General features: G+C 71.7%; 14 protein-coding genes and 1 pseudogene. 9 read left to right on the top strand and 6 right to left on the bottom strand.

From position 1 onward, the window contains the following. Nucleotides 1–109: 109 nt before the first annotated feature. Both LIV37_RS32440 and LIV37_RS32435 read right to left on the bottom strand, forming a co-directional pair. Entirely contained in the window at nucleotides 110–943 is an 834-nt protein-coding gene (locus LIV37_RS32440) for a poly aspartic acid hydrolase (RefSeq protein WP_020871318.1), read from the bottom strand. A 164-nt stretch (nucleotides 944–1,107) separates the two neighbouring features. Beyond that, nucleotides 1,108–2,244: a DUF5937 family protein gene (locus LIV37_RS32435; protein ID WP_121825140.1), complete on the bottom strand. Its 1,137-nt coding sequence runs from the start codon at nucleotides 2,242–2,244 to the stop codon at nucleotides 1,108–1,110. 113 nt (nucleotides 2,245–2,357) lie between these two features. Between LIV37_RS32435 and LIV37_RS32430 the strand changes: the two genes are divergently transcribed. The 3 genes from LIV37_RS32430 to LIV37_RS32420 are packed head-to-tail and all read left to right on the top strand — an operon-like array spanning nucleotide 2,358 to nucleotide 5,508. After that, nucleotides 2,358–3,371: a Bug family tripartite tricarboxylate transporter substrate binding protein gene (locus LIV37_RS32430; RefSeq protein WP_121824245.1), complete on the top strand. Its 1,014-nt coding sequence runs from the start codon at nucleotides 2,358–2,360 to the stop codon at nucleotides 3,369–3,371. Then, the gene (locus tag LIV37_RS32425) at nucleotides 3,368–3,991 is read left to right on the top strand and encodes a tripartite tricarboxylate transporter TctB family protein (RefSeq protein ID WP_020871315.1); all 624 of its coding nucleotides are present in this window, start codon (nucleotides 3,368–3,370) and stop codon (nucleotides 3,989–3,991) included. Before LIV37_RS32430 ends, LIV37_RS32425 begins: the two co-directional genes overlap by 4 nt. Before the next feature lie 2 nt (nucleotides 3,992–3,993). Beyond that, a complete protein-coding gene (locus LIV37_RS32420; RefSeq protein ID WP_020871314.1) occupies nucleotides 3,994–5,508 on the top strand; it encodes a tripartite tricarboxylate transporter permease in 1,515 nt (504 codons plus the stop codon). Nucleotides 5,509–5,594: 86 nt separating this feature from the next. On the opposite strand, the gene LIV37_RS32415 is transcribed toward LIV37_RS32420, so the two are convergent. Then, a complete protein-coding gene (locus tag LIV37_RS32415) occupies nucleotides 5,595–6,377 on the bottom strand; it encodes a class II aldolase/adducin family protein (RefSeq protein ID WP_020871313.1) in 783 nt (260 codons plus the stop codon). A gap of 274 nt (nucleotides 6,378–6,651) precedes the next feature. On the opposite strand from LIV37_RS32415, the pseudogene LIV37_RS32410 reads away from it, so the two are divergent. Further along, a pseudogene (locus tag LIV37_RS32410) lies at nucleotides 6,652–8,232 on the top strand (alpha-galactosidase); the annotation flags it as partial. Between the two features lie 122 nt (nucleotides 8,233–8,354). Here the strand turns inward: LIV37_RS32410 and LIV37_RS32405 are convergent. Further along, a complete protein-coding gene (locus LIV37_RS32405; RefSeq protein WP_020871311.1) occupies nucleotides 8,355–8,996 on the bottom strand; it encodes a superoxide dismutase in 642 nt (213 codons plus the stop codon). Between the two features lie 185 nt (nucleotides 8,997–9,181). Between LIV37_RS32405 and LIV37_RS32400 the strand changes: the two genes are divergently transcribed. Both LIV37_RS32400 and LIV37_RS32395 read left to right on the top strand, forming a co-directional pair. Continuing rightward, entirely contained in the window at nucleotides 9,182–9,604 is a 423-nt protein-coding gene (locus LIV37_RS32400; RefSeq protein WP_020871310.1) for a hypothetical protein, read from the top strand. 8 nt (nucleotides 9,605–9,612) lie between these two features. Continuing rightward, entirely contained in the window at nucleotides 9,613–11,817 is a 2,205-nt protein-coding gene (locus LIV37_RS32395; protein WP_020871309.1) for a tetratricopeptide repeat protein, read from the top strand. Nucleotides 11,818–11,823: 6 nt separating this feature from the next. On the opposite strand, the gene LIV37_RS32390 is transcribed toward LIV37_RS32395, so the two are convergent. Further along, nucleotides 11,824–13,245, bottom strand: a complete 1,422-nt coding sequence (locus tag LIV37_RS32390) for an amino acid permease (protein WP_020871308.1) — start codon at nucleotides 13,243–13,245, stop codon at nucleotides 11,824–11,826. A 256-nt stretch (nucleotides 13,246–13,501) separates the two neighbouring features. On the opposite strand from LIV37_RS32390, the gene LIV37_RS32385 reads away from it, so the two are divergent. Next, on the top strand, nucleotides 13,502–14,095 hold the full coding sequence (locus LIV37_RS32385; RefSeq protein ID WP_020871307.1) for a biotin transporter BioY: 594 nt from the start codon (nucleotides 13,502–13,504) through the stop codon (nucleotides 14,093–14,095). 103 nt (nucleotides 14,096–14,198) lie between these two features. Here the strand turns inward: LIV37_RS32385 and LIV37_RS32380 are convergent, their stop codons facing one another. Continuing rightward, complete coding sequence (locus LIV37_RS32380) at nucleotides 14,199–14,834, bottom strand: mycothiol-dependent nitroreductase Rv2466c family protein (RefSeq protein ID WP_020871306.1); 636 nt, start codon at nucleotides 14,832–14,834, stop codon at nucleotides 14,199–14,201. Between the two features lie 170 nt (nucleotides 14,835–15,004). Here LIV37_RS32380 and pepN point away from each other — a divergent pair, with 170 nt between their 5' ends. Continuing rightward, nucleotides 15,005–17,623, top strand: a complete 2,619-nt coding sequence (pepN, locus tag LIV37_RS32375) for an aminopeptidase N (protein ID WP_020871305.1) — start codon at nucleotides 15,005–15,007, stop codon at nucleotides 17,621–17,623. Between the two features lie 177 nt (nucleotides 17,624–17,800). After that, nucleotides 17,801–18,826: a hypothetical protein gene (locus tag LIV37_RS32370; protein WP_020871304.1), complete on the top strand. Its 1,026-nt coding sequence runs from the start codon at nucleotides 17,801–17,803 to the stop codon at nucleotides 18,824–18,826. Nucleotides 18,827–18,842 lie beyond the last annotated feature (16 nt).

Raw genomic sequence — 18,842 nt, 5'->3', positions numbered from 1 at the left:
CTGATTCCCCTGTGCCCCTGGGTGGCGGCCGCCACAGCGCCGCCGCCCGGGGGCACGGCCGTCTCCGTGGGCACAGCCGTCTCCGTGGGCGCATCCGGGCCCGCAGGGCTCAGACGACGCGCGGAAGGACCCGCTCCGCGAAGCGCCGGACCGCGTCCAGCACCCCCATCCCCCGGTGCCCGACCCCGGGCACGATGTCGAGGGTGACGTCGACGCCCAGCTCGGTGTAGTTGTCCCGGAGCGCGGTGATGCGCTCCACGCGGGTGCGCCCGACGGCGTCGGCGCCGTCCATCCAGTTGGAGTCACCGGGGTTGTTGATCTCCCAGGTCTCGGTGTCCTCCGCCCCGACCACCATGTGCACGGGCACCTTACGGATGTCCTCGAGCCGCAGCGGCGCCCCGAAGCGCTGCTCGAACCCCTTCGTACCCAGCCACCACTCGCGGTCCGGGTCGATCAGCGTGACCCGGCCGGGCGCGCCGATGGACACTCCGCACAGCCGGTCCGGGTGCAGATACAGGAAGCGGTGCGCGAACTGCCCGCCGCCCGAGAAGCCCTGCAGCAGAAAGCGCTCGGTGTCGATGTGGAACCGCTCCCCCGCCTCGGCCACGATCGCGAGCAGTTGCTCGTCGTAGCGGATGCCGCGGTACTCGATGAACTTGAAGTTGTGCAGGTCCTCCGGGTCGTCGATGCCCGCCGGGAACATCGGGGTGAGCACGACACAGCCGTGCCGCTCGGAGAACTCGGCCATCGCGTCCCGGTACTGGGACGCGGTGCGCCCGGTGCCGTGCTGGATCACCATGAGCGGCAGCGGGGTGTCGGTGGTCTCGTGGACGGACGGGATGTGCAGGCCGTACGAGAACCGCTGGTCCTGCCGGGAGGCGAACCAGGTGGTGGAGCCGGTGCGGTAGAACGCCTTGGTGGTCTTGACGCGGGGGGTGGTCACGTATCGCTTCCTTCTGCCGTCGCGGGTGCCGCCACGATCCGCAACGGTCGGCGCACGCTCAAGATGATTGCCGCCTGAGCGTCAATACCTCCGTCGATGTCCCCGTCGATACCTCCGTCGATGTCTCCGTCGATACCTCGGTCGGTGCTTCCGTCGGTGCTGTCTCAGCGGTGCAGCGCGGAGAGCAGGTCGACGCCGAGGTTGCGCACCGCCGCCTCGTCCAGCTGGTAGTGCACCCGCGCCCCCTCCCGGTGGGTGTGCACCATTCCGGCCTCCCGCAGCTTGCGCAGATGCCGCGACATCTGCGGCGGCGTCATCTCGAACTGGGTGGCCAGCTCCGTCGTCGTCATCGACTGCCGCAGCAGCGCCCGGCACATCCGGATGCGCAGCGGCTCGTCCAGCGCCCGCAGCCCGCGCATCACCACGTCCAGGGCGGTCGGTTCCGCGCCCGCCCCGTCGCGCACCGGGTACTGCACCACGACCGGGTAGCCGGGGTAGTGCTTGATCGCGAGATGCGGGTTGATGTGCAGCGACGGCACCAGCAGACAGGGACTGTCGGCGAGGCTGGCCCGCGCGTTGTAGAGCTTGTCGAAGACCACCCGGGGCGGGTCCTGCTCCATACGGGCGGTGGGGAACCCGGCCAGCACCGCAGCGCCGTAGCGGGAGTGTTCATGGGAGCGGACCCGGGCGTCGGCCTCCAGGGCGGGGCGCAGCCGCGTCCACTCCGCCTCGAAGACCTCCTCGGCCACGGCTGACAGGAAGGCGAGGAGGGCGTCGCGGAATCCGGAGGGATCGGCAAGCAGCCGCAGCCCCAGGGCGAACCGGCGCTCGGAGAGCTGCCGCAGCCGGGCCAGGAAGCGCTCCGGCGCGCGGCCGCCGCGCCGGGCCCCGGAGCCCAGGCCGTAGCCGGAGCCGGGGCCATGACCGGACCCCGGACCATGCCCGGGCCCCGGGCCGTGGCCGTTCTTGCCGACGAGCGCCTGTTCGGTCATGGTCGCGAACGTCTCCTCGTCCAGCCGCGCCACCTCCGCCAGCTCCTCCTCCAGCTCGCGCTCCGGGCCCGGGGTGAGGGGCAGCAGATAGCGGGCGCGGAAGGCGCCCCACAGCGGCGCCCACCCGCCGGCCCGCTCCAGCAGCCGCTCGTCCGCGCCATGCAGGACCGCACCCACCCAGCGCCTGCTGGCCGGATGGTGGCGTGGTCCGTCCAACGCGTGCAGACAGGCGCACAGCTCGGCGAGCGGGGACAGCCGGGTGCTGATGCGGTGCTCCGGGGCGGACCCCAGCTCGATCACGACGGGCATCCGGGCAGCGTCGGCCATTGATGCCTTCGAGTCAATCGTCTTGTACGGGCCGTCGGCGGAGGCGCAAGCTCCAGCCCACTTCGGCTTCCCCTCCCTCGCCTGGAGCGTCCCCAATGCCTCCTCTCCTCAGGAACGGCCCTCGTCTGGCAGCGGTGGTCGCCCTCGTGGCCACGGTGAGCAGTGCGTGCACCATCGGTTCGCTGGACGACTCGGGCGCCGTCGCCGACTATCCGTCCCGGGGCCTTTCGATCCTCGCTCCCGGGAGCGTCGGCGGCGGCTGGGACTCGCGGGCGCGCGGCATCGGCTCCGCGCTCACCAGCTGCAAGACCATCGACGAGGACGTCACGGTCACCAACGCGCCGGGTGCGGGCGGCACCATCGGGCTCGCCCGGATGGCGGGGCGGGAAGGCGATCCGTACCAGCTGATGACCATGGACACGGTGACCATGATCGGCGGTGCCATCCAGAACCACTCCCCCGTGAAGCTGTCCGAGCTCACCCCCGTCGCGGGGCTCACGGTGAGCACCTCCGCGATCGTGGTGCCCGCCCGCTCCCCCTTCCACGATCTGCGCTCGGTGCTGGCCGCCATGCGGAAGGACCCCAAGCGGACGTCGTGGGTGGGCGGGTCGCTGGGCGGCCCGGACCACATCACGGTGGCCGGGCTCGCCAAGGCCGAGGGCATCCCGGCGCGCAAGGTCACGTATGTGCCCACCGGTGGTGGCGGTGAGGTGCTCAACCTGCTGCTGAGCGGGGCCTCGAAGGTCGGCCTCTCCACGCTGACGGAGGTCCGGCCGCAGATCGAGGCCGGGAAGCTGCGGGTCCTCGCGGTCAGCGGCGACAAGGCTCCCGAGGGCATCGACGCCCCCACCCTCGGCGCACTCGGCTACGAGGACGAGGCCGTGGTGAGCGTCGGCGGGGTCATGGCCCCGCCCGGGCTGAGCGACGACGAACAGCGGGCGATCGTGAGGGTGGTGGACCGGATGCGCCGGACTTCGTGCTGGAAGCGGGCGTTGCGGCAGAACGACTGGAAGGACGTGTGGGTGCCGGGGAAGAAGTACGGCGCCCTGATCGACAAGCAGCAGCGCCAGGTCGGCCAGGCGCTCACGGCCGTGGGACTCGGCTCATGAGCGCGCGGGACGAGGCGGCGAGCGCGCGGGACGAGGCGGCGAGCGCGCGGGACGAGGCGGCGAACCCGGCGCGGGACGCCACCGCGAACCCGGCAGAGGGCAGTACGGCGAACGATGCCGCGGCCAGCACGGCCCCGCTCGACGAGCGGCCCTGGAGCCCCCGGATAGCCGCGCTGCTCTTCCTCGCGGCGGGCGTGGCCGTACTGGGCTGGGCCTTCGCCATCCCCGAGGGGGCCATCGACCAGGACGTGGGCCCGCGGGCGTTCCCCCTGCTGGTCGGCGTGGGGCTGTGCGTCTCGGCTTCGGTCGCCGTCGTCCAGGCGTTCCGCGGCAGCGACCCGGCGCTGACCGAGCAGGCGCGCGAGGAGGCCCGGCTGACCGAGTGGCGCCCGGTGGCGGCCCTGCTGGCGCTGCTGGTCGGCTATCTGTTCGCGCTGGCCCCCTGCGGCTACTGGCAGTCGACCGCCGTGCTCTTCGCGCTGGTCGCGCGGGTGCTCGGCAGCCGCCGGCTCCTCCGCGACGCCCTGATCGGCCTGGTGCTCGCGCTGGCCGTGTACTTCCTCTTCGACCGTCTGCTGGGCATCCACCTGCCGCCCGGCATCGTCGGATTGGCGTTCTGACCATGGATGTCCTCAACGACCTCATGGGCGGTTTCGGCAGCGCGTTCAGCCCCCTGCATCTGCTGCTGGCGTTCGCGGGCTGCACGCTCGGCTCGCTGGTCGGCGTGCTGCCCGGCCTGGGCCCCGCCACCACGGTGGCGCTGCTCCTCCCGCTCACCTTCGTCTTCGACCCCACCGGCGCGCTGGTGCTCTTCGCGGGCATCTACTACGGCGGGATGTACGGCGGCTCCACCACGGCCATCCTGCTGAACGTGCCCGGCGAGACGGCGTCGGTCCCCACCACCCTGGAGGGTCACCCGATGGCCCGCTCCGGGCGCGCCGGGGCCGCGCTCGCCACGGCCGCCATCGGCTCGTTCGTGGCGGGCACGATCTCCACCGTGGGGATCACCTTCGCGGGCCCGGCCATGGCGCAGATCGCCGAGAAGATCCAGCCCGCGGAGTACTTCGCGGTGATGGTCCTCGCCTTCGCCACGGTCACCGCGGTCGTGGCCGAGGCCCCCGCGCGCGGGCTGTGCAGCCTCTTCCTGGGCCTGGCCATCGGGCTCGTCGGCATCGACAGCCTCACCGGCCAGGCGCGCTACACCTTCGGGGTGCCGGAGCTGTACGACGGCGTCCAGATCGTGGCCGTCGCCGTCGGCCTCTTCGCGATCGGCGAGGCGCTCTACACCGCGGCCCGGATGCGCCGGGCGCCCGAGGAGCAGATGCTCCCGGTGGGCGGCAGGATCGGGATGAGCCCGGAGGACTGGCGCCGGTCCTGGAAGCCGTGGCTGCGGGGTACGGCGATCGGGCTGCCGATCGGCGCCCTGCCCGCGGGCGGCGCGGAGATCCCCACGTTCCTGAGCTACAACGTGGAGAAGCGGCTGTCCCGGCACAAGAAGGAGTTCGGCAAGGGCGCGATCGAGGGCGTGGCCGGCCCCGAGGCCGCCAACAACGCCGCGTTCTCCGGGGTGCTGATGCCCCTGCTGACGCTGGGCATCCCCACCTCGGCGACGGCCGGTGTGCTGCTGATCGCGTTCCAGATGTACAACGTGCAGCCCGGGCCCCAGCTGTTCGAGACCCAGTCGGCGCTGGTCTGGACGCTGATCGCCAGCCTCTACATCGGCAATGTGATGCTGCTGGTGCTCAACCTGCCGCTGATCCCGCTGTGGGTGAAGCTCCTCCGGCTGCCCCGCCCGCTGCTCACCGCGGGCATCCTGGTCTTCGCCGCCCTGGGGGTGTACGCCCTGTCCCAGAACGCGGTCGACCTCGGCATCGCGGTGCTCTTCGGCCTGTTGGGCTTCGGCATGCGCCGCGCCGGCTATCCCGTCGCCCCACTGATCCTGGGCGCCGTGCTGGGCCCGATGGCGGAGACCCAGTTCCGCCGCGCGATGGCCTTCAGCGAGGGCGACTGGACTATCTTCTTCACCCGCCCGCTCTCCGCCGCGATCCTGTGCCTGTCCCTGATCGCCCTGGCCGGCCCGATGGCCGCCCGCGCGCTGCGCCGGAACCGGGAGCGCGAGCCGGAACCGGCGGGCTGACCACCGCGAGCCCCGCCGGGCCCCCGCGCGAGCCGTCCGCGCGGGGGCCTCGCCGTGGCGGCCGCCTTCGGCCTGGTCCGCCGGCCTCAGTCCCGGTGGTCGGGCGCGATGCGCTCCACCAGGCGGAGGAGGGCGGACCAGGCGAGGGTGTACGCCTGGTCGTCCTGGAAGTCGGAGCCGTGGTCCTCGCCCGACAGCTGGCGGGCGGTGAGCTCGCAGATGTCCGGGTCGGGCATGGTGAGCTTCGCGCCTCCGGCCATGGCCGTGGTCTGGATCTCGCACGCCTTGTCCAGGTAGTACATCCGCAGGAACGCCTCGCCCGGGGTCTCGCCTACGGTCAGCAGACCGTGGTTGCGCAGGATCAGGGCGGGGTGGTCGGCGAGGTCGGCGACGAGGCGGCGCTGTTCGGCGAGGTTGAGGGCGACGCCCTCGTAGTCGTGGTAGCCGACCCTGCCGTAGAACTCCATGGAGATCTGGTTGAGCGGGAGCAGACCGTCGTCCTGCGCGGCGACGGCGCAGCCCGCCTTGGTGTGGGTGTGCAGGACGCAGTGGGCGTCGGGGCGGGCGGCGTGAATGGCGCTGTGGATGACGAAACCGGCGGGGTTGACGGGGTGCGGGGTGTCATCGACGGGCCGGCCGGAGAGGTCGACCTTGACCAGGTTCGACGCGGTGATCTCCTCGAAGAGCAGGCCGTACGGGTTGATCAGGAAGTGGTGCTCGGGTCCGGGGACGCGGGCGGAGATATGCGTGAAGATCAGGTCGGTCATCCGGAAGTGGGCCACCAGGCGGTAGACGGCGGCGAGTTCGCGGCGCAGCCGCCATTCCTCGTCGAGGGGCGCCTGGTCGGCGCGGTGGGGTGAAGCGGACACGGTAAGGACTCCCTCGGGGCGGGGTGACGGTGACGTCAGGGGACAGTTTCCCCACGCACACCTCTTGTCACCGAACGACCGGGTCCACAGAATCCTTCGGAGACCAGCTGCGACCCATATCGCGAACATGGTTCGGCATATCGAATGGGAGTGGTTCCTGATGCGTCTCGTCCTCCACCGTCTCCGCCGCCTCCCCCGCCCCCGCCGCCTGCCGCGCTTATCCCGCCCCGGACGGCCACGGCCCAGGCGCCTGGCCGGGGCGCTGCTGGCCGGTCTGCTGACCGCCACCGGAGTGGGCACCGTCGCGTACGCGGCACCCCCGGCCGACGCGGCCGCCACCGCCGACGCGGCCCCCGCCGCCGATGCCGCCGCCGTAAAGACCCTGGCCGCCGCCCCGCAGACCGACGTACCCGCCGCTCCCATGGGCTGGGCCTCCTGGAACAGCCTCGCCAGCCAGATCGACTACGACACGATCAAGGCCCAGGTGGACGCCCTGGTGTCCGCCGGCATGGCCGAGGCCGGGTACGAGTACGTCAACATCGACGAGGGCTGGTGGTGGGGCACCCGCGACAGCAAGGGCGACATCACCGTCGACACCGAGCAGTGGCCCGGCGGGATGAAGGCCATCGCCGACTACATCCACAGCAAGGGACTCAAGGCCGGGATCTACACCGACGCCGGAAAGAACGGCTGCGGCTACTTCTACCCCACCCCGCCGGGCACCCCGCCCGCCCCGGGCAGCGGCAGCGAGGGCCACTACGAGCAGGATCTGCGGGCCTTCCAGGAGTGGGGCTTCGACTACGTCAAGGTCGACTGGTGCGGGGGCCAGGACGAGGGGCTCGACCAGGAGACCAGCTACCGGGCGCTCAGCGAGGCGAACAAGGCGGCGACCGCCGTCACCGGCCGCCGCCTGGTGCTGTCGCTGTGCGAATGGGGCTCGGGGCGGCCGTGGAACTGGGCCGCGGGCGTGGGCGATCTGTGGCGTACCAGCACCGACATCATCTACTGGGGCCAGACGCCCTCGCCCACCGCGATGCTGTCCAACTTCGACCAGGGCCTGCACCCCACCGCCCAGCACACCGGCTACTACAACGACCCGGACATGCTCATGGTCGGCATGAAGGGCTCCAACGCCACGCTCGACCGCACCCATATGAGCCTCTGGGCGATCTCCGGCGCCCCGCTGCTCGCCGGGAACGACCTCACCACCATGACGCGCGAGACCGCGGGCACCCTCACCAACCCCGAGGTCATCGCCGTCGACCAGGACCCGCGCGGACTCCAGGGCGTGAAGGTCGCCGAGGACGCCGCGGGGCTGCAGGTGTACGCCAAGGTGCTGTCCGGCACCGGGAAGCGCGCCGTGCTGCTGCTCAACCGCACCTCCGCCGCCAAGCCCATCACCGCCCGCTGGACCGACCTCGGGCTGACCGGCGCCGCCGCCTCCGTCCGTGACGCCTGGAAGCGCGCCTCGGTGGGCAGCCACAGCGGCGGCTACACGGCCACCGTCCCGGCCGGGGAGGCCATGCTGCTGACCGTCTCGGGCACGGAGGCCCCCGGCATCTCGTACCAGAGCACCACCGGCTCCTTCACCGTCACCGCCAAGACGGCGGGGCTGAAACTGGCCGACCTCACCTACGCCAACGGCGACAACACCCCGCGCACCGCCACCCTGCGTGTCGGCGGCCAGTACGCCACCACGCTCGCCCTGCCGCCCACCGGCTCCGCCACCGCCCGCCGCACCGTGTCCGTCCTGCTCTCCCTGGCCAAGGGCGCCAACACCGTGACCGTGAGCGGGGGCCCGGACGCCATCAGCGTCCAGGACCTCCCGGGCACCGACGGCGCCCAGATCATCGGCGGCTGAACGGGGCGGGGCCCCCGCGCGAGTCGACCGCGCGGGGGCCCCTTTTCCGCCTGCCCGGTGTTCGGTGAGAAGACGATCACGCAAGCAGGGGGTCTGGTGAGGGCTCCGGACTACGGTTACGGGGCCAGCAGCAGATTGTGGGCGCGCTCCTTGGCGGCCGTGTAACGGCGCGCCACATCCTGCCAGTTCACGACCTTCCACATGGCCTCGATGAAGTCCACCTTCTGGTTCTTGTACTGCAGATAGAAGGCGTGCTCCCAGGCGTCGAAGACCAGGATCGGCACCGAGCCCTGCCCCACGTTCCCCTGGTGGTCGTAGACCTGCTCGACCACCAGCCGCCCGCTGACCGGCTCGTACGCCAGCACGCCCCAGCCCGAGCCCTGGGTGGTGGCGGCGGCCTTGGACAGCTGGGCCTTGAAGCCCGCGAAGGAGCCGAAGGCCTCGGCGATGGCGTCGGCCAGCTCGCCGACGCCATCCCTCTCCAGCGGCTCACCGCCGCCGTCACCGGTCATGTTGTGCCAGTAGATGCTGTGCAGGATGTGGCCGGACAGATGGAAGGCCAAGTTCTTCTCGAGCCCGTTGATCGAGCCCCACTGATCCTTGTCCCGCGCCTCCGCGAGCTGCTCCATCGTGTCGTTCGCGCCCTTGACGTACGCGGCGTGGTGCTTGTCGTGGTGCAGCTCGATGATTTCGGGGCTGATGACCGGGGCCAGCTCCGAGTAGTCATACGGAAGTTCAGGAAGTGTGTAGATGGCCATGCGAAGCCCTTCGGACCGCTCTTATTGCAATTGACTTGCAAGTACACGCTAGCAGCAAGAGCGATTTCCGCCACCGTACGCAGCCCGGTCGTGCGCCGGGCCCACGCACCGGGAGTGGCCTGATCCGATCCCTGCGCGGGGTGAACGGCGGCCCTATGATCAAAGGTCGCTCGAAGGGGGAGGGCATGGATCCGCAGATCGCCGATCTCGCCAGGACGGCGGGCACCACCATGGTCACGCTGATGGCCACCACCGCCTGGGAGTCGGCCAGGGACGGCCTGGTCTCGCTCTGGCAGAGGTTCCAGCCCAACAGAGCCGACGGCATCGGCGAGGAGTTCGAGGCGAGCCGCGACGATCTGCTGCTCGCGCGCGAGACGGGCGACGCGGAGTCCGAGGCGGAACTGGCCGCCGAGTGGCAGGGCCGGGTGCGTCGGCTGCTGCTGGCCCAGCCGGAAGTGGCCGACGAACTGCGCCGGATCCTCGACGAGTTGAGCCCCCGCCTCCCCGATCAGCGCCCCGCCGTCGGTGAGATCCGCATGACGGCCGAGGCGTCCGGCAGCGGCCGGGTCTACCAGGCCGGGCGCGACCAGCACATCACCGAGCGGTGAGCGACCCCATGCCCATCGACGGCCGCGCGTCCGGGCAGGGCCGGGTCTTCCAGACCGGCGGCGACCAGTACATCGAGGAGCATCACCACCACTACGGGGCCGGGACGGGGCCCGGAACGGGGTCCCTCCTCGCGCCGCAGCCGGTCGGCCCCCGGCCGCCCCAGGGCGCGACGGCCCCCGACTCCGTAAGGGTGCCGCTCGTCGCCCGGGTACCGGGCATCCTGCGGGACCGCGCCGACCTCATGGAGCGGCTGCGAGCGGCCGTCACCGGCCCCGGTGGCGACGTTCACGTCCTGCACGGCCTGGGCGGCTGCGGCAAGACGGCAGTGGCGCACACCCTCTTCACGGAGGCCGTAAGGGACCGCGGACGCGTCGGACTCTGGGTGAACGCCTCGGAGCGGATCTCCCTGCGCGCGGGCATGCTCGCCGTGGCGGGCGACCGCGGCGCGACCACCGGGGAACTGGCCGCCGCGGCCAGTGGTCAGCGCGCCGCGGCCGACCTGGTCTGGCACTACCTGGACCACTCCGCCCAGCGCTGGCTGCTCGTCCTGGACAACGCCGACGACCCGACGGTCCTGGAGGAGGGCGGCTGGCTGCGCACCAGCCCGCTCGGCACGGTCCTGGTGACCACCCGGCACGCGACCTCGCCGCTGTGGCGGGGCGCCGGGGCGGCCCGCCACCCCGTCGGCGTCCTTCCGGAGGCCGACGCCGCGCAGGTCCTGTGCGATCTGGCCCCGGACGCGGGCACCGTCGAATCGGCGCAGAAGGTGGCGCGACGGCTGGGCTGCCTGCCGCTGGCCCTGACCCTGGCGGGCTCGCATCTGTCGCATCAACTTCTGGAGTCGTGGTCCATGGACGAGTACGACCGGAAACTGAGCGAGGACTCGACGGCACTCGTCGACCAGGGCGCGGCGAGCACCGGCAGCGGCCAGTCCCGCCATCTCGTCGGTCGCACCTGGCAGCTGTCCCTGGACGCCCTCGCCGGGCAGGGCCTGCCGGAGGCCACGACCCTCTTACGGCTGCTGTCCTGCTGGGCGGCGGACCCGGTGCCGCTGTCCTTGCTGATGCCGGTGGCTCGGGGTGAGGTGGATTTCGGCCACCTCGACCCGCCGCTCGCCGCGGACCGGGTCGAGCCCGCGTTGCGCGGGCTGCTGGACCATTCGCTGATCGGAATGGTCGAGGCGGACGGGCGCCGGTGCGTACAGGCTCATGGGGTGCTGCTGGACAGCGTCGCGGCGGGGGTTCCGGAGGAGCGGCGCGAGCCGCTGGCCGAGGCGGCGGGCCGGTTGCTGGGAGCGGCCTTGCCGCCGGAGGATGCCGCACCGGTCGAGACACGCACCGAGTTGCGGCTGCTGGCCCCGCACGCCTCCCGTTTGCTGCACGGCTCGCCGAGCGAGTGGGCGGCCCGGTTGGCCGTACGCGTCGTGGAACAGCTCTTCACGGCTGGTGACTTCGCAGTGGCATTGTCGATGTCCCTGGCCGTCGCGGACGAGGCCGAGCGCCTTCTGGGCGACGAGCACCCCGTGACCCTGAGCGCGCGCCACATCATGGGCCGGACCCAGCACCGCATGGGGCGCTACACGGAGTCGGAGACGACGCTCAGGGAGGTGCTGCGGAGCCGCGAGCGAATTCTCGGCGCCGACCATCCCGACACTCTGCGCACGTGTGCTGTTCTGCATGTACCGGTCGCCATCCTCGGCCAGGTGGAAGAGGCGGTGCACCTGCTGCGACGCGCGATCACCGGGCAGCGGCGGGTGCTCGGCGAGGACTCCGGGGAGACGCTCTTCAGTCGAGCGTGGCTCCTCGAGGTTCTGCCCCGGCTCGGCGACTCGGAGGAGTTCGATGAGGAGGCCCGAGTCGTCGAGGACTGTGAGCGCGCCTTGCCACCCGGCCACCTCGCAACCCTCATGGCCCACCACAACCATGCCGAGGGGCTGAGGGTGCTGGGGCGGTATGTGGAGGCGGAGCCGGTGGCCCGCCGTGCCCTGACCGAGCGCATCCGCTTCCAAGGTCCTGATCACCCGCAGACTCTCGCTGCCTTGAACCTGAAGGCACGGGTCGCCCACGGGCTCGGCAAGCTGGACGAGGCCGTCGCAGCGTTGCGGGAGGTCATCGAGCGCCGCGAACGGGTGCTCGGCCCCGAGCACCCGTTCGTGACGCAGAACCGTCAGTCGCTCGCCGAATGGCAAGCCGAAGCCCGAGCCCAGCCCTGACCGGCGTCAGTGCCGCGCCGCCGCCATCCGCTGCCGTACGGCACCGATGATGGCGAGGGCGATCGCCAGCACGGCCGTGGCGTACAGCTGACTGCGGGTGTCGGCCTCGCGCAGCATCAGCAGCAGGACCCCCGCCGTGCCGGCCAGCGCGACCCAGGTCAGGTACGGGAAGAGCCACATCTTCACCACGAGCTTCTCCGGGGCCTCCCGCTGCAAGCGGCTCCGCATCCGCAGCTGGGCCGCGGCGATGAAGCCCCAGACCACCAGTACCGCGGCGCCGACCATGTTGAGCAGCCACTTGAAGATGGTGTCCGGCCACCAGTAGCTGAGCAGCACCGCGACGAAGCCGAAGAAGGAGGAGGCGAGCACGGTGAGGCGGGGAACGCCGCCGGTGACCCGGCCCAGGAAGGCGGGACCCTCGCCGCGGGCGACCAGGGAGTAGGACATCCGGGAGGCGCCGTAGATGTTGGCGTTCATCGCGGAGAGCAGCGCGATCAGCACGATCACGTTCATGATGTCGCCGGCCGCCGGGATGTCGAGGTAGTTGAGCACGGCCACGTACGGCCCGCTCTCGACCACGGCCTTGTCGTTCCACGGGATGAGCGTGACCACGACCAGCATCGAGCCGACGTAGAAGAGGGCGATGCGCCACATCACGGTGCGCACCGCGACCGCGACGCTCTTGACCGGGTTCTCGGACTCGGCCGCCGCGATCGTGACCGTCTCCAGGCCGCCGTAGGCGAAGACGGACGCCAGCAGGCCGACGACCAGGCCGTTCACTCCATTGGGCAGGAAGCCGCCGTCACCGCTGAGATGGGAGCCGCCGGGGGCGTCGGTGCCCGGCAGGACGCCGAGGATCGCGAGCACGCCCAGGACGAGGAAGATGGTGATCGCGGCGATCTTCAGCGCGGCGAACCAGAACTCGAACTCGCCGAAGTTGCTGACCGCCGCGAGGTTCGTGCCGCAGAAGACCGCCATGAAGAGGGCGACCCACATCCAGGATTCGGTGCCCGGGAACCACTGGACCATGATCCCGGCCGCGCCGATCGCCTCGGCGGCGAGGGCCACGCACAGCGTGATCCAGAACATCCAGCCCGCCGTGAACCCGGCCCACGGCCCGATCGCCCGCTCGGCGTGCACGGAGAACGAGCCCGAGGCCGGGTTGGCCGCCGACATCTCGCCGAGCATCCGCATCACGAGCAGCACCAGCAGCCCGGACAGCACATAGGCGACCACGATCGACGGACCGGCGGCGGCGATTCCGGCGCCGGAGCCGACGAACAGCCCCGCGCCGATCACGCCACCGAGTGCGATCATCGACAGATGGCGCTGCTTGAGGCCGTGGGAGAGCGGCGGCGTGGCGCTCGCGCCCGTGCCGGTCGCCTCGGCGGCGCCGGAGGGCGCCGAGGACGCGGGTGTCCGGTTCATTCTTCTTCTCTGTCCCTTACGACGAGCGCCGGTGGCGGATGCAAAACGCCCCTAGTGTGAAGGGCGTGTCCCATGGGGACAACATCGCGGACAGTCTTTTCTGGATATCGGACACTCGTGTCACGCTCCGTATCAGGGATCTCTGCCAGAAGCCGCCAAGCCGCTGCGTCCGGCTTTGTGGTCATCCGACGGTGCCCGCGGCCCCCACTCCGGGTTAGCGTCGCGGTATCCACCCTCTGACCTGGGAGCATCGCCGATGAGCACTGTTTCTGCCGCCGCCACACCCGGTACGGTCCTCGCGGACGCGGTCTTTCCCGCCCGGCGCGTCCTGGCCCGCGACACCGCCCTGGTCGTCGGGGGCGCCGTGCTCACCGGCCTCGCGGCCCAGATCTCGGTGCCCGTCCCCGGCTCGCCGGTGCCGGTGACCGGCCAGACCTTCGCCGCCCTGCTGGTGGGCACCTCGCTGGGCGCCCGGCGCGGCTTCCTGTCGCTGGCGCTGTACACCCTGGTCGGCATGGCGGGCGTGCCGTGGTTCGCCGAGGGCAGCTCCGGCGCCGCCATGCCGTCGTTCGGCTATGTGCTGGGCATGCTGCTGGCGGCGACCGTGGTGGGCGCGCTCGCCCGGCGCGGCGGTGACCGCGGGGTGCTGCGCACCGCGGGCACCATGGCGGTCGGCTCGGCGGTCACCTACGCCGTGGGCGTCCCCTACCTGGCGCTGGCCACCCACATCTCCCTCAGTGAGGCGATCGCGGCCGGGTTCACCCCCTTCCTGATCGGTGACGCCCTGAAGGCCGCCCTGGCGATGGGCGCGCTCCCGGCCGCCTGGAAGCTGGTGGGCCGCCGCGGCTGAGCCGCCGGAAAGCCACCGGAGAACGGAAACGGGCCCCCGCGCGGTCGACTCGCGCGGGGGCCCTGCCGTGGCGGCGGAGAAGCGGAGAAAGCGGAGAAAGAGGTCAGTCGAAGATCGGGCCGACCGTGCGGGTCCGCTTGATCTCGTAGAAGCCGGGGATCGAGGCGACCATCAGGGTGCCGTCCCAGAGCTTGGCGGCGTCCTCGCCCTTGGGGGCCGGGGTGACCACGGGGCCGAAGAAGGCGACCTGCTCGCCGTCCGAGCCCGGGACGGCGATGACGGGGGTGCCCACGTCCTGGCCGACCAGGTCGATGCCCTCCTTGTGGGAGGCGCGCAGCTCGGTGTCGTACGCGTCGGAGTCGGCGAAGTCGGCGAGCTCCGCGGGCAGACCGGCCTCCTCGAGGGCGGCCACGATCGTCTCGCGGTTCTTCTCCAGGCCCTGGTTGTGGAAGCGGGTGCCGAGGGCGGTGTAGAGGGGGCCGAGGACGTCGCTGCCGTGCTTCTGCTCGGCGGCGACGCAGACCCGGACCGGGCCCCAGGCGGTCTTCAGCAGCTCGCGGTACTCCTCGGGCAGCTCATCCAGCTTGGGCTCGTTGAGCACGGCCAGGCTCATGACGTGCCAACGCACCTCGACCGGGCGCACCTTCTCCACCTCGAGCATCCAGCGCGAGGTCATCCAGGCCCAGGGACACAGCGGATCGAACCAGAAATCAGCGGGCGTCTTGGCAGTCTCGGTCACGATTTCTCCTTGAACGGGCGCGTAGGTATCACAAACGAATAGAGAGCTGGTTGCTTCAGCCAACGCGCACGGAAGGGGGCTCATTCCCCGATGCCGCGTGTCGGTGCCCCGTGACATGATTTCCGCTGTCCGATATCCGAGATGCGAGACATTGGCGAGGGAGCCGCGTCGTGCCCGGTGAGAACCTGACCCGTGACGAGGCCCGTGAGCGGGCGAAGCTGCTGGCCGTCGAGGGTTACGAGGTGGCGCTCGATCTGCGGTCCGCGGTGGGTGAGCACACCGGGTCCGGGCCGCGCACCTACCGCTCCACGACGACGGTCCGCTTCCGCTGCGCCGAGCCGGGGGCCGCGACGTTCGCCGATCTGCTGGCGCCCTCGGTGACCTCGGTGCGGCTCAACGGGCGGGAGCTGGACCCGGCGGCTGTCTTCGACGGCTCCCGGATCGCGCTGGAGGGCCTCGCCGCGGAGAACGAACTGGTGGTGGACGCGCAGTGCGCGTACAGCCGGACCGGCGAGGGGCTGCACCGCTTCGTGGACCCGGAGGACGGCGAGGTCTACCTCTACACCCAGTACGAGCCGGCCGACGCCCGCCGGGTCTTCGCCAACTTCGAACAGCCGGACCTCAAGGCCCCGTTCACCTTCTCGGTGACCGCCCCGGAGGGCTGGACGGTGCTGAGCAACGGGGCGGTGGACCGGGTGGAGCCGTCCGGTGCCGACGACGCCGCCGCGACCAGCCACTTCGTGACCACCCGGCCCATCTCGACGTACATCACGGCCGTGGTCGCCGGTCCGTACCACTACGAGAGCGATCTCTACCGCCGCACGCTGCCGGACGGCTCGGCGCTGGAGATCCCGCTGGGCGCGCTGTGCCGCAAGGGGCTGGCCAAGCACTTCGACGCGGACGACATCTTCACCGTCACCAAGCAGGGTCTGGACTTCTTCCACGACCACTTCGACTATCCGTACCCGTTCGGCAAGTACGACCAGGCGTTCGTGCCGGAGTACAACCTCGGCGCGATGGAGAACCCGGGCTGTGTGACCTTCCGGGAGGAGTTCATCTTCCGCGGCAAGGTCACGAAGGCGTCGTACGAGGGCCGGGCCAACGTCATCCTGCACGAGATGGCGCATATGTGGTTCGGCGATCTGGTGACCATGGAGTGGTGGGACGACCTGTGGCTCAAGGAGTCGTTCGCCGACTTCATGGGGGCCTTCTCGCTGGTCGGGGCGACCCGCTTCACCGACGGCTGGATCACCTTCGCCAACCGCCGCAAGGCATGGGCGTACCGCGCCGACCAGCTGCCGTCCACCCATCCGATCACGGCCGACATCCGTGACCTGGAGGACGCCAAGCTCAACTTCGACGGGATCACCTACGCCAAGGGCGCGTCCGTGCTCAAGCAGCTGGTGGCCTATGTCGGGCAGGACGCCTTCCTGGAGGGCGCGCGGCGTTACTTCAAGCGGCACGCGTACGGCAACACCCGGCTGTCGGACCTGCTGTCGGTGCTCGGCGAGACCTCGGGGCGGGACATGGCCACCTGGTCGCGCGCCTGGCTGGAGACCGCGGGGGTCAACTCGCTCACGCCGCACGCCACCTATGACGCCGAGGGGCACATCACCGAGCTGGCGGTGGTCCAGGAGGCCGCCGGGAGTCACCCGACGCTGCGGCCGCACCGGGTGGCCGTCGGGCTGTACCGCAAGGAGGCCCCGGCCGGGGAGCGCCCCGGGGCACTGGTGCGCTACGCCCGCGCCGAGGTGGACGTCGACGGCCCCCGTACGGTGATCCCCGAGCTGGCCGGTGCCGCCCGGCCCGATCTGATCCTGGTCAACGACGAGGACCTCACCTACTGCAAGATCCGCTTCGACGAGGGCTCGCTGGACACCCTGCGCGAGCACCTCGGCGAGCTGGCCGACCCCCTCGCCCGCGCGCTGAGCTGGTCCGCGCTGTGGAACCTCACCCGCGACGCGCTGCTGCCCGCCCGCGACTATCTGGAGCTGGTGCGCCGGTTCGCCGGGACCGAGAGCGACATCGGGGTGCTCCAGATGGTCCAGGCGTGGGCGCTGTCCGCCCTGCACAACTACTCGGCGCCGGACGCGCGCGAGGAGGCCGCCGCCCGGCTGGCCGAGGGCGCGCTGAGCGAGCTGCGGCTGGCCGAGCCGGGCAGCGGGCACCAGCTTGCCTGGGCCCGGTTCTTCGCGCAGGTGGCCGTCGCCGACTCCGAGCTGCGGCTGCTGCGCGGGCTGCTGGACGGCACGGCCCGGATCGACGGGCTGGCTGTGGACCAGGAGCTGCGCTGGACGTTCCTGGCCGCGCTGGCCTCGAGCGGCGAGGCCGACGAGGCGCTGATCGCCGCCGAGCTGGCCCGCGACGACACCGCCTCCGGCAAGCGCCACCAGGTGCGGTGCCTGGCCGCCCGGCCCTCCGCCGCGGTCAAGGCCGAGGCGTGGGACGCGGTGGTGGAGTCCGACCGGCTCTCCAACGCGCTGGTGGAGGCCACCATCTCCGGTTTCGACCAGCCGGGCCAGCGGGATCTGCTGGCGCCGTACGCACCGCGCTACTTCGAGGTGATCGAGCGCGTCTGGCAGGAGCGGTCGATCGAGATCGGGATGGCGATCGTGCGCGGCCTGTTCCCGGCCTCCCAGGGCGACGTCCACGCCCTGGACGCGGCCGACGCCTGGCTGGACGGCCACCCGGACGCCGCCCCCGCGCTGCGCCGACTGGTCCTGGAGGCCCGCGACGACCTCGCCCGCTCCCTGCGCGGCCAGGAGTGCGACGCGAGGGCGGCCGCCTGACGCGAACGTCCGACCGAAGCGGGAGCTCCTCCGGGAGAAGAGGGGAGCTCTTTCGGGAGCAGAGGGGAGCTCTTTTCGGCATTCGAACTGCCGTACTTTAGTACGGCGTTGTCCGCTTTTGTCGACGACTGTGTAACAGCGGTTAGCCGGTGGAGCGGGCGCGGGAATGGCGGAGGCATGAGCCACAACACGCCGCTGTCCCCCCGCCCCCTCCACCACCTCTCGGACGTCCAGCGCCGGGTCCTGACGACACGTCAGCTGCGCGAGCACGGTGTGACCGCGTCCGTCGCCGCGGAGCGCTGCCGGGCCGGCGGGCCCTGGCAGCAGCTCCTGCCGGGCGTCCATCTGCTCCACCCGGGCCCGGCGACCAGCGAGGAGCGGCTGCTGGCCGCGCTGCTGTACACCGCGAGCCGGGGCCAGGGGGCCGACGGATCGGCGCCGGGCGGTGGCGAGCCGGGCGGCGAAGCGATGATCACCGGGCTGGCGGCGCTCGCCCTGCGCCACTTCTCCTCCGCTCCCCCGCTGGCCTCCCTCGACCACATCGACGTCCTCGTGCCGCGCACCCGGCGGCTGCGCGCCACCGGCTTCGTCCGCTTCGTCCGGGCCGGCACCCTGCCCGCCCCCCAGTACCTCGCGGGCGTGCCCACCGTCCCGGTGGCCCGCGCCCTCGCCGACGCCGTCGCCCGGCTCACCGACGCCGTACTGGTCCGCAGGCTGCTCACCGAGTCCGTGCGCCACGGCCACTGCGAGGCCGCGGCCGTCGTCGCGGAGCTGAACTCGGCCCGGCTGCTGTCCCGGCCGCATGTGGTGGACGCCGTGGACGCGCTGCTCGCCGAGGGCCGGGCGATCGCCGAGGGGCGGCTGTACGACATGGTGCGCGGCCACCATCTGCCCGAGCCGCTGTGGAACGTGGAGCTGCGGCTGCCCGGCGGTCCCGCCCTCGGCGGGGTGGACGCCTACTGGCGTGAGCAGGCGGTGGCGGTGGAGATCGACGCCCGGGCGCCGCGCCAGGACGAGGAGGTCTGGCGCGGCGGCTTCGGCCGCAAGCGCGAGCACCTGGAGCGGCTCGGGATCACGGTCGTGCGCGTGACCCCGAAGAAGCTCCGGGAGTCACCGGAGGAGCAGGCCGCGGTGGTCCGTACCGCCCTGATCGCGGCGGCCGACCGCGAACCGGCCTCCTATGTGGTGGTCCTGCCGCGCTGAAGCGCCCGCCGGGCGG

Origin of the sequence: Streptomyces rapamycinicus NRRL 5491 (genome assembly GCF_024298965.1) — a bacterium.
Lineage (GTDB): Bacteria > Actinomycetota > Actinomycetes > Streptomycetales > Streptomycetaceae > Streptomyces > Streptomyces rapamycinicus.
The sequence above is the reverse complement of the archived record's forward strand: the minus strand, read 5'-3'. Positions and strand labels throughout refer to the sequence as shown.

Coding starts and splice junctions, on each gene's coding strand:
- LIV37_RS32390 (WP_020871308.1), bottom strand. CDS start 13,245: ATGAACCGGACACCCGCGTCCTCGGCGCCCTCCGGCGCCGCCGAGGCG.
- LIV37_RS32370 (WP_020871304.1), top strand. CDS start 17,801: ATGAGCCACAACACGCCGCTGTCCCCCCGCCCCCTCCACCACCTCTCG.
- LIV37_RS32395 (WP_020871309.1), top strand. CDS start 9,613: ATGCCCATCGACGGCCGCGCGTCCGGGCAGGGCCGGGTCTTCCAGACC.
- LIV37_RS32430 (WP_121824245.1), top strand. CDS start 2,358: ATGCCTCCTCTCCTCAGGAACGGCCCTCGTCTGGCAGCGGTGGTCGCC.
- LIV37_RS32400 (WP_020871310.1), top strand. CDS start 9,182: ATGGATCCGCAGATCGCCGATCTCGCCAGGACGGCGGGCACCACCATG.
- LIV37_RS32420 (WP_020871314.1), top strand. CDS start 3,994: ATGGATGTCCTCAACGACCTCATGGGCGGTTTCGGCAGCGCGTTCAGC.
- LIV37_RS32435 (WP_121825140.1), bottom strand. CDS start 2,244: ATGCCCGTCGTGATCGAGCTGGGGTCCGCCCCGGAGCACCGCATCAGC.
- LIV37_RS32425 (WP_020871315.1), top strand. CDS start 3,368: ATGAGCGCGCGGGACGAGGCGGCGAGCGCGCGGGACGAGGCGGCGAGC.
- LIV37_RS32385 (WP_020871307.1), top strand. CDS start 13,502: ATGAGCACTGTTTCTGCCGCCGCCACACCCGGTACGGTCCTCGCGGAC.
- LIV37_RS32405 (WP_020871311.1), bottom strand. CDS start 8,996: ATGGCCATCTACACACTTCCTGAACTTCCGTATGACTACTCGGAGCTG.